A 15443-nucleotide genomic window follows, 5' to 3' on the forward strand; every position below is an offset into this window, starting at 1 on the left:
GTCCCGCGCCTGCGCGGGCCGGATCCGGCCGTCCCGGCGCCGCAGCGGCCCCCGGCATCCGGTTCCGCGCGCGCGGCGTCCGACCGCATGGCATCATCGCGGCATGACCGCACAGAACGGGAACGGTCCGGCGGGCCTGCTGCTCGCCGCGGGCGCCGGGCGCCGGTTCGGGCGGCCCAAGGCCGATCTCGTCGTCGCCGGCGAGCGGCTGGCCGACCGCGCGGTGCGGGCGCTGCGCAGCGGCGGCTGCGCGCCGCTGCTCGTCGTCTCCGGCGCGGTGCCGGTGCGGGTCGAGGGCGCCGCCGAGGTGCACAACCCCGACTGGGAGAGCGGCATGGGCTCCTCCCTGCGGGCCGGCCTGGACGCGCTGCCCGACGAGGTCGGCGCCGTCGTCGTCGCCCTCGCCGACCAGCCGCTGGTGACGCCGGCCGCAGTGGCCCGGCTGATCAGGGCGGGCAGCGCCGGCGCCTCCGCTGCGGCCGCCACCTACCGCGGCAACCTCCGCAACCCCGTCCTCCTGGGCCGCGAGCACTGGCCGGCCGTGCAGGCGCTGGCCGTCGGCGACGTCGGCGCGCGCCCGTTCCTGCGCGCCTACTCGCACCTGGTCACCCCGGTGCCGTGCGACGACGTGGCCGCCCCCGACGACGTCGACACCCCGGCCGACCTGGCCCGCATCACCCGCACCCTCGAAGCCGCCGACCGCCCTGGCGACTGACCGGCGCCCCTCGCGGCCGCGCGGCGGCCCCAGCCGGCAGCCGAGCCGGCCGGTCCGGACAGCGCCGCCCTCAACGGCCGGCCAGCGGGCCCAGCGCCGGGGCCGGAAAGGAGCACCCGCCCCGGTGCGCTCCAGGGACACGGCTCAGTGCCGGGCACCGGAACTCCGGCGCCGGATGCCCGTTCCCGATCCCGGGTTCCGCTCGGGCCGTCTGCGCTCGCGGGGGCGAGCTGCCGGTGCGAGCGCTGGCGGTACGGCGGTGCCGGTGCCTGCGCCGGCCGGGGCACCCGCCCCGCAGACTCGGCCTGCCGGTCCGGGGCGGCAGAGGGCGGCCGACTGCCGGGTCGCGGGCGTGACACGGAGGAGTGTCCGGTCCGGGGGAGGCGGCCGATGCTCCGTCGGCGCCGGCCGCCGCAGATTCCCTGGGCCGGGCTGAGGGACGGGCGCTGGCGTCTGTGCAGAGCTGTGTGCCCGGGGCGGCCGCCGGTGCCGGACCGGAGCGGCGCAGCGCAGCGCCGGACGGTGGAAGGGCGCCGGGTGCGGTGGCGGTGCTGCTGCGGAGCGGACGGGGCAGCCGGGCTGTAGTCGGCCCGCGGGGGGGGGGGGGGACTCGCGCTGCCGGCCCCTGACGCTCCGCGCGGTTCCGTACGGACCAGCGGTGGGTCCGCGGCGGGCCCGCGGGCACCGCGCTCCCGCCGGCTGCTCCGCTGCGGAGCAGCCGGCGGGAGCGGCCGGTCAGCCGAACAGGCCGTCGAGGGGGATCAGGGCGGCGGCGGAGAGGGTGACCAGGGCCGTGGAGAGGAGGACGGCGGCCATGAGCAGGGAGCCCGCCACCGAGATGCGGTAGGCCGCGAGCTGGGTGCGGGCGGCCCGCTTGCGGGAGGCGGCCGTGCGGCCCAGCGCCAGCAGGAGCACGCCCAGCCCTGCGGAGAACCACCACTCGCCCGCGCCCGGAAGCAGTCCGGTCAGCGCCGTCATCGCGCCGGAGAGGGCCTCCACCGGCGGCAGCGCCGCGAAGTCGAGGAAGCCCTGGTAGACGGCGAGCACTCCGGGGCTTTCCGGGTAGAACCCGCCCTCCGGCAGGAGCAGGCGGCCCACGCCGTCGGCCACCCCCAGCAGGCCGGCCGGGTAGGCGAAGCGGCGGCACCGGCCCGCGGTCATGGCGCGCTGGATCTGGCGCATGCCGCGGTCCACCCGGCGGGTGTCGGCCGCCGACGGCTCCGGCGCGGGCCGGTAGGCGGCGAGGGGATCGCCCGGCTGCGCCCCGCGCTCGGGTGAGGGCTCCCCGCTCTTCCCGGAGACCCGCTCGCGCACCGCAGCGGCGGCCGCCGCGGAGCGGTCGCGCAGCCCCTGCAGCTGCGCCTGCCGGCGGGTGCGGCCCTCGGCGATCTCGCGCCGGCGGGCCTCAGCGCCGACCGCGGCGGCCACCGGCGCCAGCAGCTCCACCGCCACCAGCGCCGCGTTCGCCCCGATCGTGCCGGCCTCGCCCTTCACCGCGGTCCGCCGCAGGTCGGCCCACCAGCCGGCGTGCCGGGCCGCGCCGCGCTCCGCCGGGTTCAGGGCCTGCGCCCGCAGCGACCGGCGCTCGCGGGCCGACGCCTCGGGGTCCAGCACCAGCTCGACGGCGTGCGCCCACGCCGCATCCCACACGTGGTCGCCCAGCCCGGCAGCGTGTCCGCCGAGCGGAGCGCCGTCGGCCGCCGCGAGACGCTGCACGGACGCCTCGGCCTGCTCCACCACCAGCGGCACCTCGTGCTGCACCCGCTCCAGCAGCACGCAGCGGCCGGCGCCGTCGGCGTGGCAGCCGGAGTGCTCGCACCAGTGCCGCGCCGCCGACGCCAGCGCTCCCGAGGAGACCGCCTCGCGCAGCAGCGCGTGCCGCGCCCGCTCGCCCGTCGCCAGCGCCAGCACGCCCTCGGCGCTGACGTCGCTGCCGCGGAAGCGCGGCGTCATCCCCGGGACGAAGTGCGCCGCGAACGCCGCTATGGCGGTGTGCGCGCGCTCCGGGTGGTCCTGCAGGGCCGTCAGCAGGGACCGGTCGAAGGTGTAGTCGTTGACCTCGCGGTCCAGCCAGGTGCGCAGCGCCGACCAGTGCGTGCGCAGCCAGACCGCGCCCTTGTCGGAGCGGTCGAGCAGGTCGAAGGCGAGGCTCGGCGGATCGTGGTGGGACACCCCGGCGAACACGATCGGCGCGTTCCGCCGCGCCCGGGCGATCCGCGGCGTCTCCCCGTCGAGCCACTGGCGCACCTGCGCATAGCCCCAGCGCTCCTCGGGCACCGGCGCGAGGAGGCCGCTGGCGAGCAGCCGCCACCGCTCGTCGGCGATGGCCGACACGTCGATCTCCGCGGTGCGCGCGGTCAGCCAGTTCTCCCGGCGCGGCAGCCGCCGCCCCGCCGCCATCTCGTGCACCATCACGCCCAGCGACCACCACGCGGCGGGTGCCTCCCGGCGCCCCTCCACCACCTCCGGCGCGGCGTAGTCCTCGGTGACGGCGAGGCTGCCGTAGATGCGGCTCATCGTGGCCCGCACGGCGCCGCCGAAGTCGGTGAGCGCGAACACCGGCGGCTCGGCCGAGCGGATCAGCAGGTTCTCCGGCTTGACGTCGGTGTGGTTGTGCTGCAGGTCCTCCTGCCAGTGCCGGAGGCAGTCGGCGACGGCGGCCAGTACGGCGCGCGCTTTCTCCTCCGGCAGCGGCGCGGTGTCCATGACGGTGCGCAGCGACCCCTCGGGGAAGTACTCCTGCGCCTCCCAGGCGACGTCCTCCTCCCACGCGCCGCGGGCGTGCCCGTAGCCGTGGATCGCGGGGGTGTGCGGGTCGGCGGCGCCGCGGGCGCGGAGCCGCTCCAGCAGTTCGCGGTTGATGTCGTGGCCGGGCCGGTAGACCTTGAGTGCGAGCTGCCCCTGGCCGCTCGGGCCGGCCTGCCCTTCGGCGCCGCCCTGACCGCCGGTGCCCTTGGGGGCGGCCAGGTAGACGATGGCCTCGCCGCCGGAGCCGATGCGGCCCAGTACGTCGTAGCGGCGCCGGACATCGGCCGGCACCGCGTAGTCGAGCTCGCCTGCGGGGCCGACGACCACCCGGGACACGATGCGCCCCAGCCAGGAGGCGACGGCCGCGTAGAGGCGCCGCCACCAGGGGCCGGCCGCTCCGCCGCCCCCTCCGGCGGCGGGCGCGCTGCCGTCCGCGCGGGCGGCAGCCGCGGTCCGGGCGGGCACGGCGAGAGTGCGCCGCTCCGTCGGCGCGGCGCCGGGGGCCGGAGCGCGGCGGGTCACCCGGCGGGTGTGCTCCCGGTCCGGCGCGGCAGGGCCGGGGTCGAGCCGGGTGGTGGGCGCCGCCGGGTCGGCGGGGCGGTCCGGATCGGGAGGGAGCGGATCGGCCATCGGGGTAACGGAGTCCTTCGGCGTCGTCGTGGTCGCGGGCGGTGCGAGGGCGGGCTCGGGGTCGGTGGGCAGAAGGGCGAGTCCGTCTCTCCCAGGTTAGGCGAGCCGCGCCGCCCGGACGGTTCCCGCCAACCCTGAATCGTCCCCGATTCGCGCCCCCTGATCCGGGCGCGCGCCGCGCGCCGGCAACGCCGGGAGGGCCGGCGCCGTGCAGGACCGGCGCGGGCGGACTCGGCTGGACCTGCCCCGGGCAGCCGTCAGCGCCCAGCTCGGCGCGTCTGCGGCGCGAAGCGGACGCAGTACCGAAGGGAACGGATCGCCCCGGAGAGGGCGCGAAGGGACGGCGGGGTGGGGCCGGACTGCGGCTGCGGTGAGCGGGCGGACGCGGCCCGCGGTGCCCGGGGCGGTGCCCGGACTGCGGTCCGGAACCAGTGCAGGAGCCGCATGGGCACCGCGCGCCGCAGGGGAGCGGGGTGCGGCGGCCCTAGCCGTGGGTGTGCGGCTCGATGCCGAGGCGGGTGCAGGCGTCGCGGTAGAGGCGCACGACCTCGCGGCGGATCTCCGCCCGCTCGGTCAGCGGGCCGGACCAGGGCACCCGGACCGGGACCTCGGTGCCGCCGACGGTTGCGGCATAGTCGCCGCCGTCGCCGTCCAGCCCGGTCATCCGGGCCGCGGTCGCCTCCGGCACGCCGCCCAGGCCCCGGCAGATGACCAGGGTGTCGGCGGCGTGGTCGTCGTTCATGTGCGCGGTGACGGCGCGCACCACGTCCGGCCCGAACGGGGCGCTGTGCTGCTGAGGGGCGGTGCTCTCGCTCACGGGCCCTGCCTTCCCAAGCTCTGTCGCGCGTGCGGGAGGGGGCGCCGCGGCGCCCCCTCCCGGACCCTACCGGCCGCCCGGGTCAGCCCTGGTCGAGGGTGAACTCGGCGTCGATCGACAGGCTGATGCGGTCGCCGACCACGACGCCGCCGCCGTCCATCGGCATCTCGATGTCCACCCCGTAGTCCTTGCGGTTGATCTGGCCCTCGGCGTGGAAGCCGGCCCGCTGCAGTCCGTAGGCGTCCTTGCGGGCGCCGTTGAACTCCAGTTTCAGGTCGATCGGGTTGGTGTGCCCCTTGATGGTGAGCTCACCGGAGAGGATGAAGTCCTCGCCCGACGGCTGCACGCCGGTGGACCGGAAGGTCCACTCCGGGTAGCTCGTCACCTCGAAGAAGTCGGCCGAGCGCATGTGGTCGTCGCGCTGCTGGTTGTAGGTGTTGATCGAACTCGCGTCGATCGTGGCCTCGACCGAGGACCGCCGCGGGTCCTCGGGGACGGTCAGCACCGCGTCGAACGTGTCGAAACGTCCGCGCACCTTGCTCACCATCATGTGCCGCACCGAGAACCCCACCTCGGAGTGGACCGCGTCGATCCGCCAGGTGCCGGGAATCAGGCCGTGCTCCGGCTCGGACATCGTGTACTCCCTCGTCGCTCGGGTCGCCCCGCGGAGCGGGGCCGCTACCGATTCTGCTGGAGCAAGGTTCAATCCGGCGGCAATCGCGCGGCAAGTCCCGGAGCGGAACCCGGCGGGCAGCAGTGTGCCGCCGCTCCCGGTTCCGGTCCGGCTCCCCGGCGGCTCCGCACTCCCGGGCCCTACCGCGGCGGTGAGATCCGCCTCGCTCGGCGGCGGCACCGGCCCTCCCGGCCGATGGCGCCGCCGGGAGCTGGGTAGAGTCACCAGACGTGACCGGACCGACCATCATCGGCGCCCAGCGCTTCCGCGACGACGACGGCTCCGCCGACCCCGAGGTCGCAGCCGCCCTGGCCGCCTACTCCCGCGGAGAGGCCGGCGAGCGCCGCGTCCTCGGCGCGCTCGCCCCCTCCCGCCTGCTCGTGCCCGTGGTCGCCGTCCCACTGGAGGTGGCCCAGGGCGCCGGCGGCCTGGCCAAGGACAGCCGCAGCGAGGTTGCCACGCCCGTCATGACCGGCAACGACGGCCGGCGCGGGGTGCTCGCCTTCACCAGCGTCGACGCAGTGCGCTCCTGGCGCTCCGACGCCCGGCCGGTGCCGTTCACCGCTGCCGAAGCCTGCCAGGCGGTCCTCGACGAGTCCGCCGACGCGCTCGTCGTCGACGTCGCGGGCCCGGTCACCTTCGCCGTGGAGGGCCGCGCGCTCGCCGCACTCGCCGAACGCGGCGAGGTCCCCGACCCGTGGGAGGACCCGCGGGTGCTGGCCGCCGTCTACCGGGTCACCCACTCCGAGTTCGGGATCGAGCGGGTGCGGGTGCACGATTCCGAGCGTGCCGACATCGGCGTCCGGCTCGAACTGGACCGCCGCGACGACGGCGTGCTGCGCCGCGTGGCCGAGCGGCTCGCCGCTGAGCTGGGCCCGCTGCTGCCCGGCGGGGTGGAGCTGAGCGCCGTCGTCCGCGCCCGCCGCGACGGCTGACGCCGCCGGCCCGGCCCGGTACCCCGGGCCTGCCGGGCCCGGCAGGCGCGTGCTACCCACCCGCGCCGCCGGGGGCGGTGCCGATCCGGCCGCCCCGTGCCCTCCGGCCCTCCGGCGCTCCAGCGCGCCGTCCCCGCTGACCCGGACCGGCGCCGTCGGGCCTGTGGCCGGTGCGGCCGGGTGCGGTCGGGCGCGGCCTTCAGCGCGGAAGGCGGGGGAGCGCGTCGTGTAGGTTGCCCGGCATGCCCCCCACCACGGACCTTGCGGTGCTTGTGCCGTTCGCGGCGGATCCGGCGGCGTCCCCGGCCGCCAGCGCCAGCCTGGGCGCCCTCGTCGCGCTGACCGCCGTGTTCGCCCTGGCGGGCGCCCTCGTCGGGACCGCGTCCGGCCGCATGGTCGCGCTCTTCCCGGCCTACGATCCCGACGCGCCCGAGGCCCCCGGCCCGGACGCGGCCGCGGAGCCCGCGGGACCGCAGCCGGACGGGACCGACCCGGCACCGGGCACCGCGCAGGCCGTGGACGACCCCGGACCGCCCCCGCCGCACTGCCCGCACTGCGCGGCAGAGGTGCGGTTCCTGCCCGGGCTGCCCGTTCCGGCGGCGCTGGGGCTGCTGGTCCGCGGCACGTGCCCGGCCTGCGGGGAGCCGGTCCCCGGATCCCCGGTGACCGCCGCCGTGACCGCCCTGGCCTTCGGCCTTCTCGGCTGGGGGCTGGCCGGCGGCGCGCCGGCCCCCCTCGCGGTGCCCGCTGCGCTGCCGCTGCTGCTGGTGTTCTGCGCCGCCGGAGCGGTGCTCGCCGTCATCGACGCGCGGGTGAAGCGGCTGCCCAACGCGATCGTGCTGCGCTCCCTGCCCCTCCTCGCCCTGCTCGCCGTCGGAGCGGTCCTCGCTGCCGGCGCTTCCGGCCCCGGCGGCAGCGGCGCCGAGTGGACCGCCCTGCGCGACGCGGCCGCCGGCGCGGCCGGGCTCTCCGCCTTCTACTTCGTCCTCTGGTTCATCTACCCCGCCGGGATGGGGTGGGGCGACGTGAAGCTCGCCCTGCCGCTCGGGCTCGTGCTCGGCCTGCAGGGCCTCGGCTCGGTCGTCTCGGCCACACTCCTCGCCTTCATCTCCTCCGGGCTGCTCGGCCTCGGGTTGATCGCGCTGCGCCTGGCCACACGCAAGACGGAGATGCCGCTGGGCCCGTTCATGCTCGGCGCCGCGCTGGCAGTGCTGGTCGCCGGAGACCCCCTCGCAGCGCTCGCCGCCGCCTGACCGGGGCCGCGGCGGCGTCCGCACCCGTCCGGGCGTGGGAGGATCAGACCATGTTGCGCTGGCTGACCGCGGGTGAATCCCACGGGCCGGCCCTGGTCGCGATCCTGGAGGGCCTTCCGGCCGGTGTGTCCGTCACCTCCGACGACATCGCCGCCGCGCTGCGCCGCCGACGCGCCGGGTACGGCCGGGGTGCCCGGATGAAATTCGAACAGGACGCGGTGACCATCGCCGGCGGTGTCCGGCACGGCCTCACCCAGGGCGGGCCGGTGGCCATCGAGGTGGCCAACTCCGAATGGCCCAAGTGGGAGCGGGTCATGTCCGCCGACCCCGTCCCGGCCGAGGAGCTGGCGACGGCCGCCCGCAATGCGCCGCTCACCCGCCCCCGCCCCGGCCACGCCGACCTCGTGGGCATGCAGAAGTACGGCCACACCGAGGCGCGGCCGATCCTGGAGCGCGCCAGCGCCCGCGAGACCGCGGCCCGCGTCGCGCTCGGCGAGGTCGCCCGCCGCTTCTGCGCGCAGGTCCTCGGCGTGCAGATCCTCAGCCACGTGGTGTCCATGGGGCCGATCGCGGTTCCCGAGGGCACCGTGCCCGGCCCCGGGGACCTGGAGCGGATCGACGCCGACCCGCTGCGCGTCTTCGACCCGGAGGCCTCCGCCCGGATGGTGGCCGAGGTCGACGACACCAAGAAGTCCGGCGACACCCTCGGCGGCGTCGTCGAGGTCCTCGCCTACGGCCTCCCGCCCGGCCTCGGCAGCCATGTGCACGCCGACCGGCGGCTGGACGCCCGCCTCGCCGGCGCCTTCATGGGCATCCAGGCGATCAAGGGCGTCGAGATCGGCGACGGCTTCCGCACCGCGGCCCGGCGCGGCTCCCAAGCCCACGACGAGATCGAGCCCGGGCCGGACGGCATCCGCCGGCGCACCAACCGGGCCGGCGGCGTCGAGGGCGGCATGACCACCGGCGAGCCGCTGCGGGTGCGCGCCGCGATGAAGCCCATCGCCACCGTGCCGCGCGCCCTCGACACCGTCGACGTCGCCACCGGCGAGCCCGCGCAGGCCCACCACCAGCGCAGCGACGTCACCGCGGTACCCGCCGCCGGCGTCGTCGCCGAGGCGATGGCCGCCCTGGTCATCGCCGAGGCCGCGGTGGAGAAGTTCGGCGGCGACTCCGCCGCGGAGACCGGCCGCAACCTGCGCAGCTATCTGGAGACGCTGGACAGCGGCCGCGACTGACGTCCGGGGCCTGCGGCGCGCCGCAGGCCCCCGAGGAGAACGAACCCCCATGAACGCACCACTCACCGTCCTGATCGGCGCGCCCGGCGCGGGCAAGTCGACCGTGGGCGCCGCACTCGCCGAGCGGCTCGGCGTCACCCTGCTCGACACCGACGCCGAGATCGAGCAGCGGGCCGGTAAGGCCGTCGGCGACATCTTCCTCGACGACGGCGAGGAGGCCTTCCGCGCGCTGGAGCGCCGGGTCATCGCCGAAGCCCTGGTCGGCTGGCCGGGCGTGGTCGCCGTCGGCGGCGGCGCCGTCCTGGACCCCGAGACCCGCGCCGCCCTCAGCGGGCACCACGTGGTCTACCTGCGGGTCGACTTCGAGACCGCGGCCCGCAGGGTCGGCTTCAACCAGCCGCGGCCGCTGCTCGCCGGCAACCCGCGCGCCCGGCTGCGCCAGCTCCTCGAAGAGCGGCTGCCGGTCTACGAGGGCCTCGCCACCACCACGGTCGACGCCGACGCCCACCCCGAGGAGATCGCCGACGCGATCGCCGCCGCGCTGGGCGCCGCGGCCTCCGCCGGCGGCGCGGGGGAGGACGCGTGAGCCCGCCGTCCCGGATCCGGGTCGGCGGCGACGCGCCCTACGACGTCGTCATCGGCGCTGACGCGGCGCCCGAGCTGCCCGGCCTGGTCGGCGAGCGCGCCGAGCGGGTCGCGGTGATCCACCCGGAGGGCCTCGCCCGGCTCGCCGGGCCGGCGGTCGCCGCGCTCGAGGCGGCCGGGCGCACCGTCACCCCGCTGCCCGTGCCGGACGGCGAAGCGGCCAAGACCGCCGATGTCGCCGCACACCTGTGGGGCCGCCTCGGCCGCGCCGGGTTTACCCGCAGCGACGCCGTCGTCGGCGTCGGCGGCGGCGCAACCACCGACCTGGCCGGCTTCGTGGCGGCGACCTGGCTGCGCGGTGTGCGCAGCGTGCTGGTTCCCACGACGCTGCTCGGCATGGTCGACGCCGCCGTCGGCGGCAAGACCGGTATCAACACCGCCGAGGGCAAGAACCTGGTGGGCGCGTTCCACCCGCCGGCCGGGGTGCTGTGCGACCCCGCGCTGCTGGCCGGCGTGGCCCGCGCCGACCACATCGGCGGCCTCGCCGAGGTCATCAAGGCCGGCTTCATCGCCGACCCGGAGATCCTCCGCACCGTCGAGGCCGACCCCGAAGGCGCGGCGCAGCCGGACGGCCCGCACACCCGGACGCTCATCGAGCGCGCCGTGGCGGTCAAGGCCGACGTGGTCTCCGGTGATCTGACCGAGGCCGGCCGGCGGGAGATCCTCAACTACGGGCACACTCTCGGCCACGCGATCGAGCGCGCCGAGAACTACACGTTCCGGCACGGCCACGCCGTCGCGATCGGCATGGCCTTCGCCGCCGAACTGGCCCGGCTCGACGGGCGCATCGGCGCCGGCCTCGCCGACCGCCACCGCGCCGTGCTGTCTGCGGTGGGCCTGCCCACCCGCTACGCCGCCGCGGCCTGGCCGGAGCTGCTCGCCTCGATGCGCGTCGACAAGAAGGCCCGCGGCGCGACGCTGCGCTTCATCGTGCTCGACGGCCTCGCCGAGCCGGCGGTGCTCGAGGGCCCCGGCGAGGACCTGCTCGCTGCGGCCTACCGCGCCGTCGCCGAATAGGGCCGCCGGCGGTGCGGCACACCGGGCCGCACACCCGCGTCCGCGCAGCATGCGGCTCCGCGCTGTGCGCACCGGCACGCGGCAGAGCCACTAGACTCGGGTGCGCACCGGCGCCGCCCCCGCACGTCCGGGCGGTGCCCCGCGGCCCCGGCCGCACCCGGGGAAGGGCCCGCCCGCGCAGTACGCCGCGGGCCGGCGCGCCTTTCCGAGCACACCAGGACCACTTCCCGAACGCAGGAGAGACAGCCGACGTGGCGACGACGAACGACCTCAAGAACGGCATGACCCTGAAGCTCGACGGCGGCGCCCTCTGGAACGTCATCGAGTTCCAGCACGTCAAGCCCGGCAAGGGCGGCGCGTTCGTCCGGACCAAGCTGAAGAACGTCACTTCCGGCAAGGTCGTGGACAAGACGTTCAACGCCGGCGTGAAGGTCGACGTCGCCAACGTCGACCGCCGGGAGATGCAGTACCTCTACAACGACGGCGACTCGTTCGTGTTCATGGACACCGACACCTACGACCAGCTCAACGTGCCCAACGAGGTCGTCGGCGGCAGCGCCGACTACCTGCTGGAGAGCGCCATGGTCACCGTCGCCGTGCACGACGGCAACCCGCTCTACATCGAGCTGCCGGCCGCCGTCGAGCTGGTGGTCTCCCAGACCGACCCCGGCGTGCAGGGCGACCGCTCCACCGGCGGCACCAAGCCCGCGACGCTGGAGACCGGCGCCGTGATCCAGGTGCCGCTGTTCATCACCACCGGTGAGAAGCTCAAGGTCGACACCCGCAACGGCGACTACCTCGGCCGCGTCAACTGATGGCCCACCTCCACAGGGCACCGGTCCGGTGTGCACCGGCGCCGGCCCGGGCGGCCCGGGCCGCGGCAGCACACGGCACAGCAGTACGGCACACCGGGGCGCGCGGCCCCGGAGCACAGGGGGAGACATGGTGAGCGGAGCCCGCCGCAAGGCGCGCAGACGCGCCATCGAGGTGCTGTACGAAGCCGAGCTGCGCGGCGCTCCGGTCGCCGACGTCGTCGCGCGCCGCCGCGCCCAGCCCGAACCGCCGATCAACGAGTTCACCGAGCACCTGGCGGCCGCCGTCGACGAGCACCGGGCCCGGATCGACGCCCTGCTCGACGCCTACGCCATCGACTGGACGCTCGACCGCATGCCGGTGGTGGACCGCAACATCCTCCGCATGGGAGCCTACGAACTGCTCTGGGACGACGACATCCCCGACGGCGTCGCGATCGCCGAGGCCGTCGCCGTCGCCAAGGAGCTGTCCGGCGAGGAGTCGCCGGGCTTCGTCAACGGCCTCCTGTCCCGGCTGATGGAGAACAAGGCCGAAGCCGCCCAGTGAGCGCGCCGCCCGGGCGGCCGGTGCGGCACCGCCCGCGCCGGCCCGGGGCGGCCGTGCTGCGGGCGCGCGCCCGAACCTGCCCGAGCGGGCGCACCGAGAGGGGAACCGCGTGAGCGAGAACGGCACCGGCACTGCGGCGCGGCCCGCGCCCGGAACGGCGCGCACCGCCGTCGTCTGGGAGGACCTGCGCGAGCTCATCGCCGAGCTGTCCGGTCCGGCCGCTGAGCCGCTGCGCATCGTCGACGCCGGCGGCGGCACCGGCGGTGCCGCCGTCCCGCTCGCCGCGCTCGGCCACACCGTGACCGTCGTCGAACCCAGCCCGGACTCGCTGGCCGCGCTGGAGCGGCGGGCCGCCGAGGCCGGCGTCCGGGTCCGCGCCCTGCAGGGCGACACCGTCGACCTGCCGCGCCTGCTCGACGGCGAGCAGGCCGACCTGGTGCTGCTGCACAACGTGCTGGAGTACGTCGACGACCCGGCCGCTGCGCTCGCCGACGCGGCCGGCCTGCTGCGCCCCGGCGGTGCGCTGAGCGTGCTCGCCGCCAACGTGTTCGCCGCCGCCCTGCACCGCGTGCTGCTCGGCGGTATCGGCGAGGCCCGGCACCTCCTGGACGACGCCGGCGGGCGCTGGGGCGACGCCGACCCGATGCCCCGCCGGTTCACCGCCGGCACCCTGGGCGGCCTGGTCGCCGGTGCCGGCCTGGCGCCGCCGCGGATCCGCGGCGCGGGCGTCTTCGCCGACCTCGTCCCCGGCCGGGCCTACGACGCCGGCGCCGTCGACGAGTCCGCGCTCGTCGCGCTGGAGCGCGAGGCCACCGGCCGCCCGGAACTCGCCGGCGTCGCTGCCCAGCTGCACGCCGTCGCCCACCGCCCCGGAGCCTGACAGACTGGGGGGATGAGCCGACGGCAGCTGGAGCGCGGCGAGGCGCTGCGGGGGATGGTCGGTCCCGAAGGGATCCTCCCGCTGAGCGCGGCGGCGCCCGAGGACGACGCGGACTGCTCGATCCTGCATATCGACATGGACGCGTTCTTCGCCAGCGTCGAGCGCCTGGAGAACCCCGCGGCGCGGGACCGCCCCGTCATCGTCGGCGGCACCGGGGCCCGCGGCGTCGTCTCCTCGGCCGACTACCTCGCCCGCTCCTACGGCGTCCACTCCGCGATGCCCATGGTGCGTGCACTGCGGCTGTGCCCCGACGCCCTGGTGTTCCCGCCCGACGGGCCCGCCTACCGGCGCGCCTCCGAAGCCGTCATGGACATCGTCCGCTCCGTCACGCCCGAGGTCGAGCCGGTCTCGCTGGACGAGGCGTTCCTGGACGTGTCCGGCGCGCGCCGCCGCCTCGGCTCACCGGTGCACATCGCCGCCGAGATCCGCCGCCGCGTCCGCGCCGAGCAGCGGCTCACCTGCTCGGTCGGCGCAGCCTCCACCAAATTCGTGGCCAAACTCGCCTCCACCCAGTGCAAACCGGACGGCCTGCTCCTCGTGCCCACCCGGTACGTCACCCGGTTCCTGCACCCGATGCCGGTGGGCGCGCTGTGGGGCGTCGGCGAGAAGACCGAGCAGGCGCTGGTGCGGCTCGGGCTGCGCACCGTCGGAGACGTGGCGCGGATGCCCCGAACCGTCCTCCAGTCCGAGCTGGGCCGCGCCGCAGGCGACCACCTGCACTCGCTCGCGCACGGCAGTGATCCGCGCCCGGTGGTGCCGACCACCCCGGACAAGAGCATCGGCGCCGAGGAGACCTTCCCCTCCGACGTCGACGACACCGCGCTCATCCACCGCGAACTGCTGCGGCTGTCGGACAAGACGGCCCGCCGGCTGCGCGCCTCCGGCCAGGTCGGCAGGACCGTCGTGGTGAAGCTGCGGCGGGCCGACTTCAGCACCATCACCCGGTCCCGGACGCTGTCCGACCCGACCGACGTGGCGCGCGAGATCAGCGCCGCCGCGCGGGCCCTCTACGACGGCGCGGGCATGGAGCGGGTGCGGCTGCGCCTGGTCGGCGTCCGCGTGGAAGGACTCACCGAGGCCGCCGCCACCCACCGCCAGCCGACCCTGGACGAGCCGGACACCGGCTGGCGGGAGGCGGAGCGCGCCATGGACGCGGTCACCCGGCGGTTCGGCGCCGGCGCGCTGCGCCCGGCCAGCCTGAGCGGCCCGCCGGCCGCGGACGGGCCCTCCGGGGCGGCCGGTGCGCCAGGGGCAGACGGGGCAACCGGAACCGGTCAGCCCCCGCAATCGTCGGACCACCGTGACGCGGGCGACCGCGAGAAGCGGTAACTTTTCGGACCTCCCGTGCGTTGCAGGAAGTGCGGGCTCCCTCCGCGCCCGCGCGGCGCGCCCCGCTCAGGGGCGCCGTGTCACCGCGGCGGGCAGGGGGAAGAATGTCAGGGCGCGCCGCCGTCCGCTCCATGACGGCGGCGGTTCTCCAGGAGTAGAGGGTGGAAGCGGGGTAGGCGTAGCGGTGGCGATTCCAGTCGGTGAGGGTAACGTGGCCTGCAGAACGGGGCTGCGCGGGCATCCCTCCTTTCCAGTCGGCGCTGAAGCGCCGTATTCTGGGCATATCTCAGATCATCATGCCGTGGTTCAGTACCCGTCACCCCAACCGGGGACTGTCTTTGGGAGGCGCCGTGCCGCTCTCTGAACACGAGCAGCGCATGCTCGACCAGATCGAGCAGGCGCTCTACGAGGAAGATCCGAAGTTCGCCAACACAGTCCGGCAGACCAACCCGACGACCCACTACAAGAAGTGGATCGTCCGGGCCTCCATCGGCTTCGTGGTCGGTATCTGCGTGCTGATGAGCGGGATGATCCTGCAGCAGCCGGTCGTGGGCGCACTCGGATTCGTCATCATGCTGGCGTGTGCCCTCCTGGGCCTGTCCGGCTGGCGCAAGGGCTCCGGCGGCGGCCGTGCAGCGGCGTCGGAGAAGCCCGCCGGCAAGCAGCAGAAGAAGGAGCAGCGCCCGGGCATGATGAACCGCTTTGAGGAGCGCTGGCGCCGCCGCCAGGAAGGCGACGGCTGACCCGCGGCCTCCACCCCCGCGGCGTCCGAGCGCGCCCGCTGCACCGTCGGCGGGCGCGCTCTGCTCACTTCTGCCGGAGCTCCCCGCCCGCGCCCCGGTCCCGGGCGCCCCGCGGCCGCAGGACGTCCCCGCAGCACGGCTGCCCCCGTCCCGCCACCGCGCCGTGCACCCGCGCACCCGCCCCCCTCCTCGCGACGGTCAGCTGAGGCGCGCGGCAGCAGCCGGTGCCCGCCGGTTCCGCCCTGCCGGATCCCGCGAAACCCGCCCGCTGATACGCCGGACACCCGCATTCCGGCCCCGGAGCCTCTTCCGGCTCGGCCGCGTCCGCCGCGCGGGCGCGTGCGCTGCACCGCGGCGGGGACGCCGGCGGCCCGTCAGCCGGCCGCGGGGCCGGCGCGGCGGGA

The 15443-nt window shown here is 76.5% G+C and carries 14 protein-coding genes; 11 read left to right on the top strand and 3 right to left on the bottom strand.

What is annotated here, in order from left to right; genetic code table 11:
• The first annotated feature begins 103 nt into the window (after positions 1-103).
• A complete protein-coding gene (locus tag ACYVGT_RS19990) occupies positions 104-715 on the top strand; it encodes a nucleotidyltransferase family protein (protein WP_460860679.1) in 612 nt (203 codons plus the stop codon).
• A gap of 735 nt (positions 716-1450) precedes the next feature.
• Here ACYVGT_RS19990 and ACYVGT_RS19995 read toward each other — a convergent pair.
• The 3 genes from ACYVGT_RS19995 to ACYVGT_RS20005 all read right to left on the bottom strand — a co-directional run bounded on the left by ACYVGT_RS19995 (position 1451) and on the right by ACYVGT_RS20005 (position 5544).
• The gene (locus ACYVGT_RS19995) at positions 1451-4093 is read right to left on the bottom strand and encodes a protein kinase domain-containing protein (protein WP_460860682.1); all 2643 of its coding nucleotides are present in this window, start codon (positions 4091-4093) and stop codon (positions 1451-1453) included.
• A 484-nt stretch (positions 4094-4577) separates the two neighbouring features.
• Positions 4578-4835 (bottom strand): DUF2470 domain-containing protein, encoded by a 258-nt coding sequence (locus tag ACYVGT_RS20000; RefSeq protein ID WP_460860715.1) that lies wholly within the window; start codon positions 4833-4835, stop codon positions 4578-4580.
• 157 nt (positions 4836-4992) lie between these two features.
• Entirely contained in the window at positions 4993-5544 is a 552-nt protein-coding gene (locus ACYVGT_RS20005; RefSeq protein WP_460860685.1) for a YceI family protein, read from the bottom strand.
• A gap of 269 nt (positions 5545-5813) precedes the next feature.
• Here ACYVGT_RS20005 and ACYVGT_RS20010 point away from each other — a divergent pair, with 269 nt between their 5' ends.
• The 10 genes from ACYVGT_RS20010 to ACYVGT_RS20055 all read left to right on the top strand — a co-directional run bounded on the left by ACYVGT_RS20010 (position 5814) and on the right by ACYVGT_RS20055 (position 15039).
• The gene (locus ACYVGT_RS20010; protein ID WP_460860688.1) at positions 5814-6518 is read left to right on the top strand and encodes an SseB family protein; all 705 of its coding nucleotides are present in this window, start codon (positions 5814-5816) and stop codon (positions 6516-6518) included.
• 242 nt (positions 6519-6760) lie between these two features.
• Positions 6761-7771, top strand: coding sequence for a prepilin peptidase (locus tag ACYVGT_RS20015; protein WP_460860690.1), 1011 nt, complete (start codon positions 6761-6763; stop codon positions 7769-7771).
• Positions 7772-7821: 50 nt separating this feature from the next.
• The gene (gene aroC / locus ACYVGT_RS20020; RefSeq protein WP_460860692.1) at positions 7822-9006 is read left to right on the top strand and encodes a chorismate synthase; all 1185 of its coding nucleotides are present in this window, start codon (positions 7822-7824) and stop codon (positions 9004-9006) included.
• A gap of 49 nt (positions 9007-9055) precedes the next feature.
• On the top strand, positions 9056-9592 hold the full coding sequence (locus ACYVGT_RS20025) for a shikimate kinase (RefSeq protein ID WP_460860695.1): 537 nt from the start codon (positions 9056-9058) through the stop codon (positions 9590-9592).
• A complete protein-coding gene (aroB, locus tag ACYVGT_RS20030; RefSeq protein ID WP_460860697.1) occupies positions 9589-10668 on the top strand; it encodes a 3-dehydroquinate synthase in 1080 nt (359 codons plus the stop codon). The genes ACYVGT_RS20025 and aroB overlap by 4 nt, the downstream gene beginning before the upstream one ends.
• Before the next feature lie 251 nt (positions 10669-10919).
• A complete protein-coding gene (gene efp, locus ACYVGT_RS20035) occupies positions 10920-11483 on the top strand; it encodes an elongation factor P (protein ID WP_460860699.1) in 564 nt (187 codons plus the stop codon).
• A gap of 130 nt (positions 11484-11613) precedes the next feature.
• Positions 11614-12027 carry a transcription antitermination factor NusB gene (gene nusB, locus ACYVGT_RS20040; protein WP_460860718.1) on the top strand — a complete coding sequence of 138 codons (414 nt, stop codon included), beginning with the start codon at positions 11614-11616 and terminating at the stop codon, positions 12025-12027.
• Positions 12028-12136: 109 nt separating this feature from the next.
• Positions 12137-12907 (top strand): methyltransferase domain-containing protein, encoded by a 771-nt coding sequence (locus tag ACYVGT_RS20045; RefSeq protein ID WP_460860702.1) that lies wholly within the window; start codon positions 12137-12139, stop codon positions 12905-12907.
• Between the two features lie 12 nt (positions 12908-12919).
• A complete protein-coding gene (locus ACYVGT_RS20050) occupies positions 12920-14296 on the top strand; it encodes a DNA polymerase IV (RefSeq protein WP_460860704.1) in 1377 nt (458 codons plus the stop codon).
• Positions 14297-14646: 350 nt separating this feature from the next.
• On the top strand, positions 14647-15039 hold the full coding sequence (locus ACYVGT_RS20055; RefSeq protein WP_460860705.1) for a DUF3040 domain-containing protein: 393 nt from the start codon (positions 14647-14649) through the stop codon (positions 15037-15039).
• The last annotated feature ends 404 nt before the right edge of the window (positions 15040-15443 follow it).

Source organism: Nocardiopsis coralliicola (assembly GCF_054779695.1).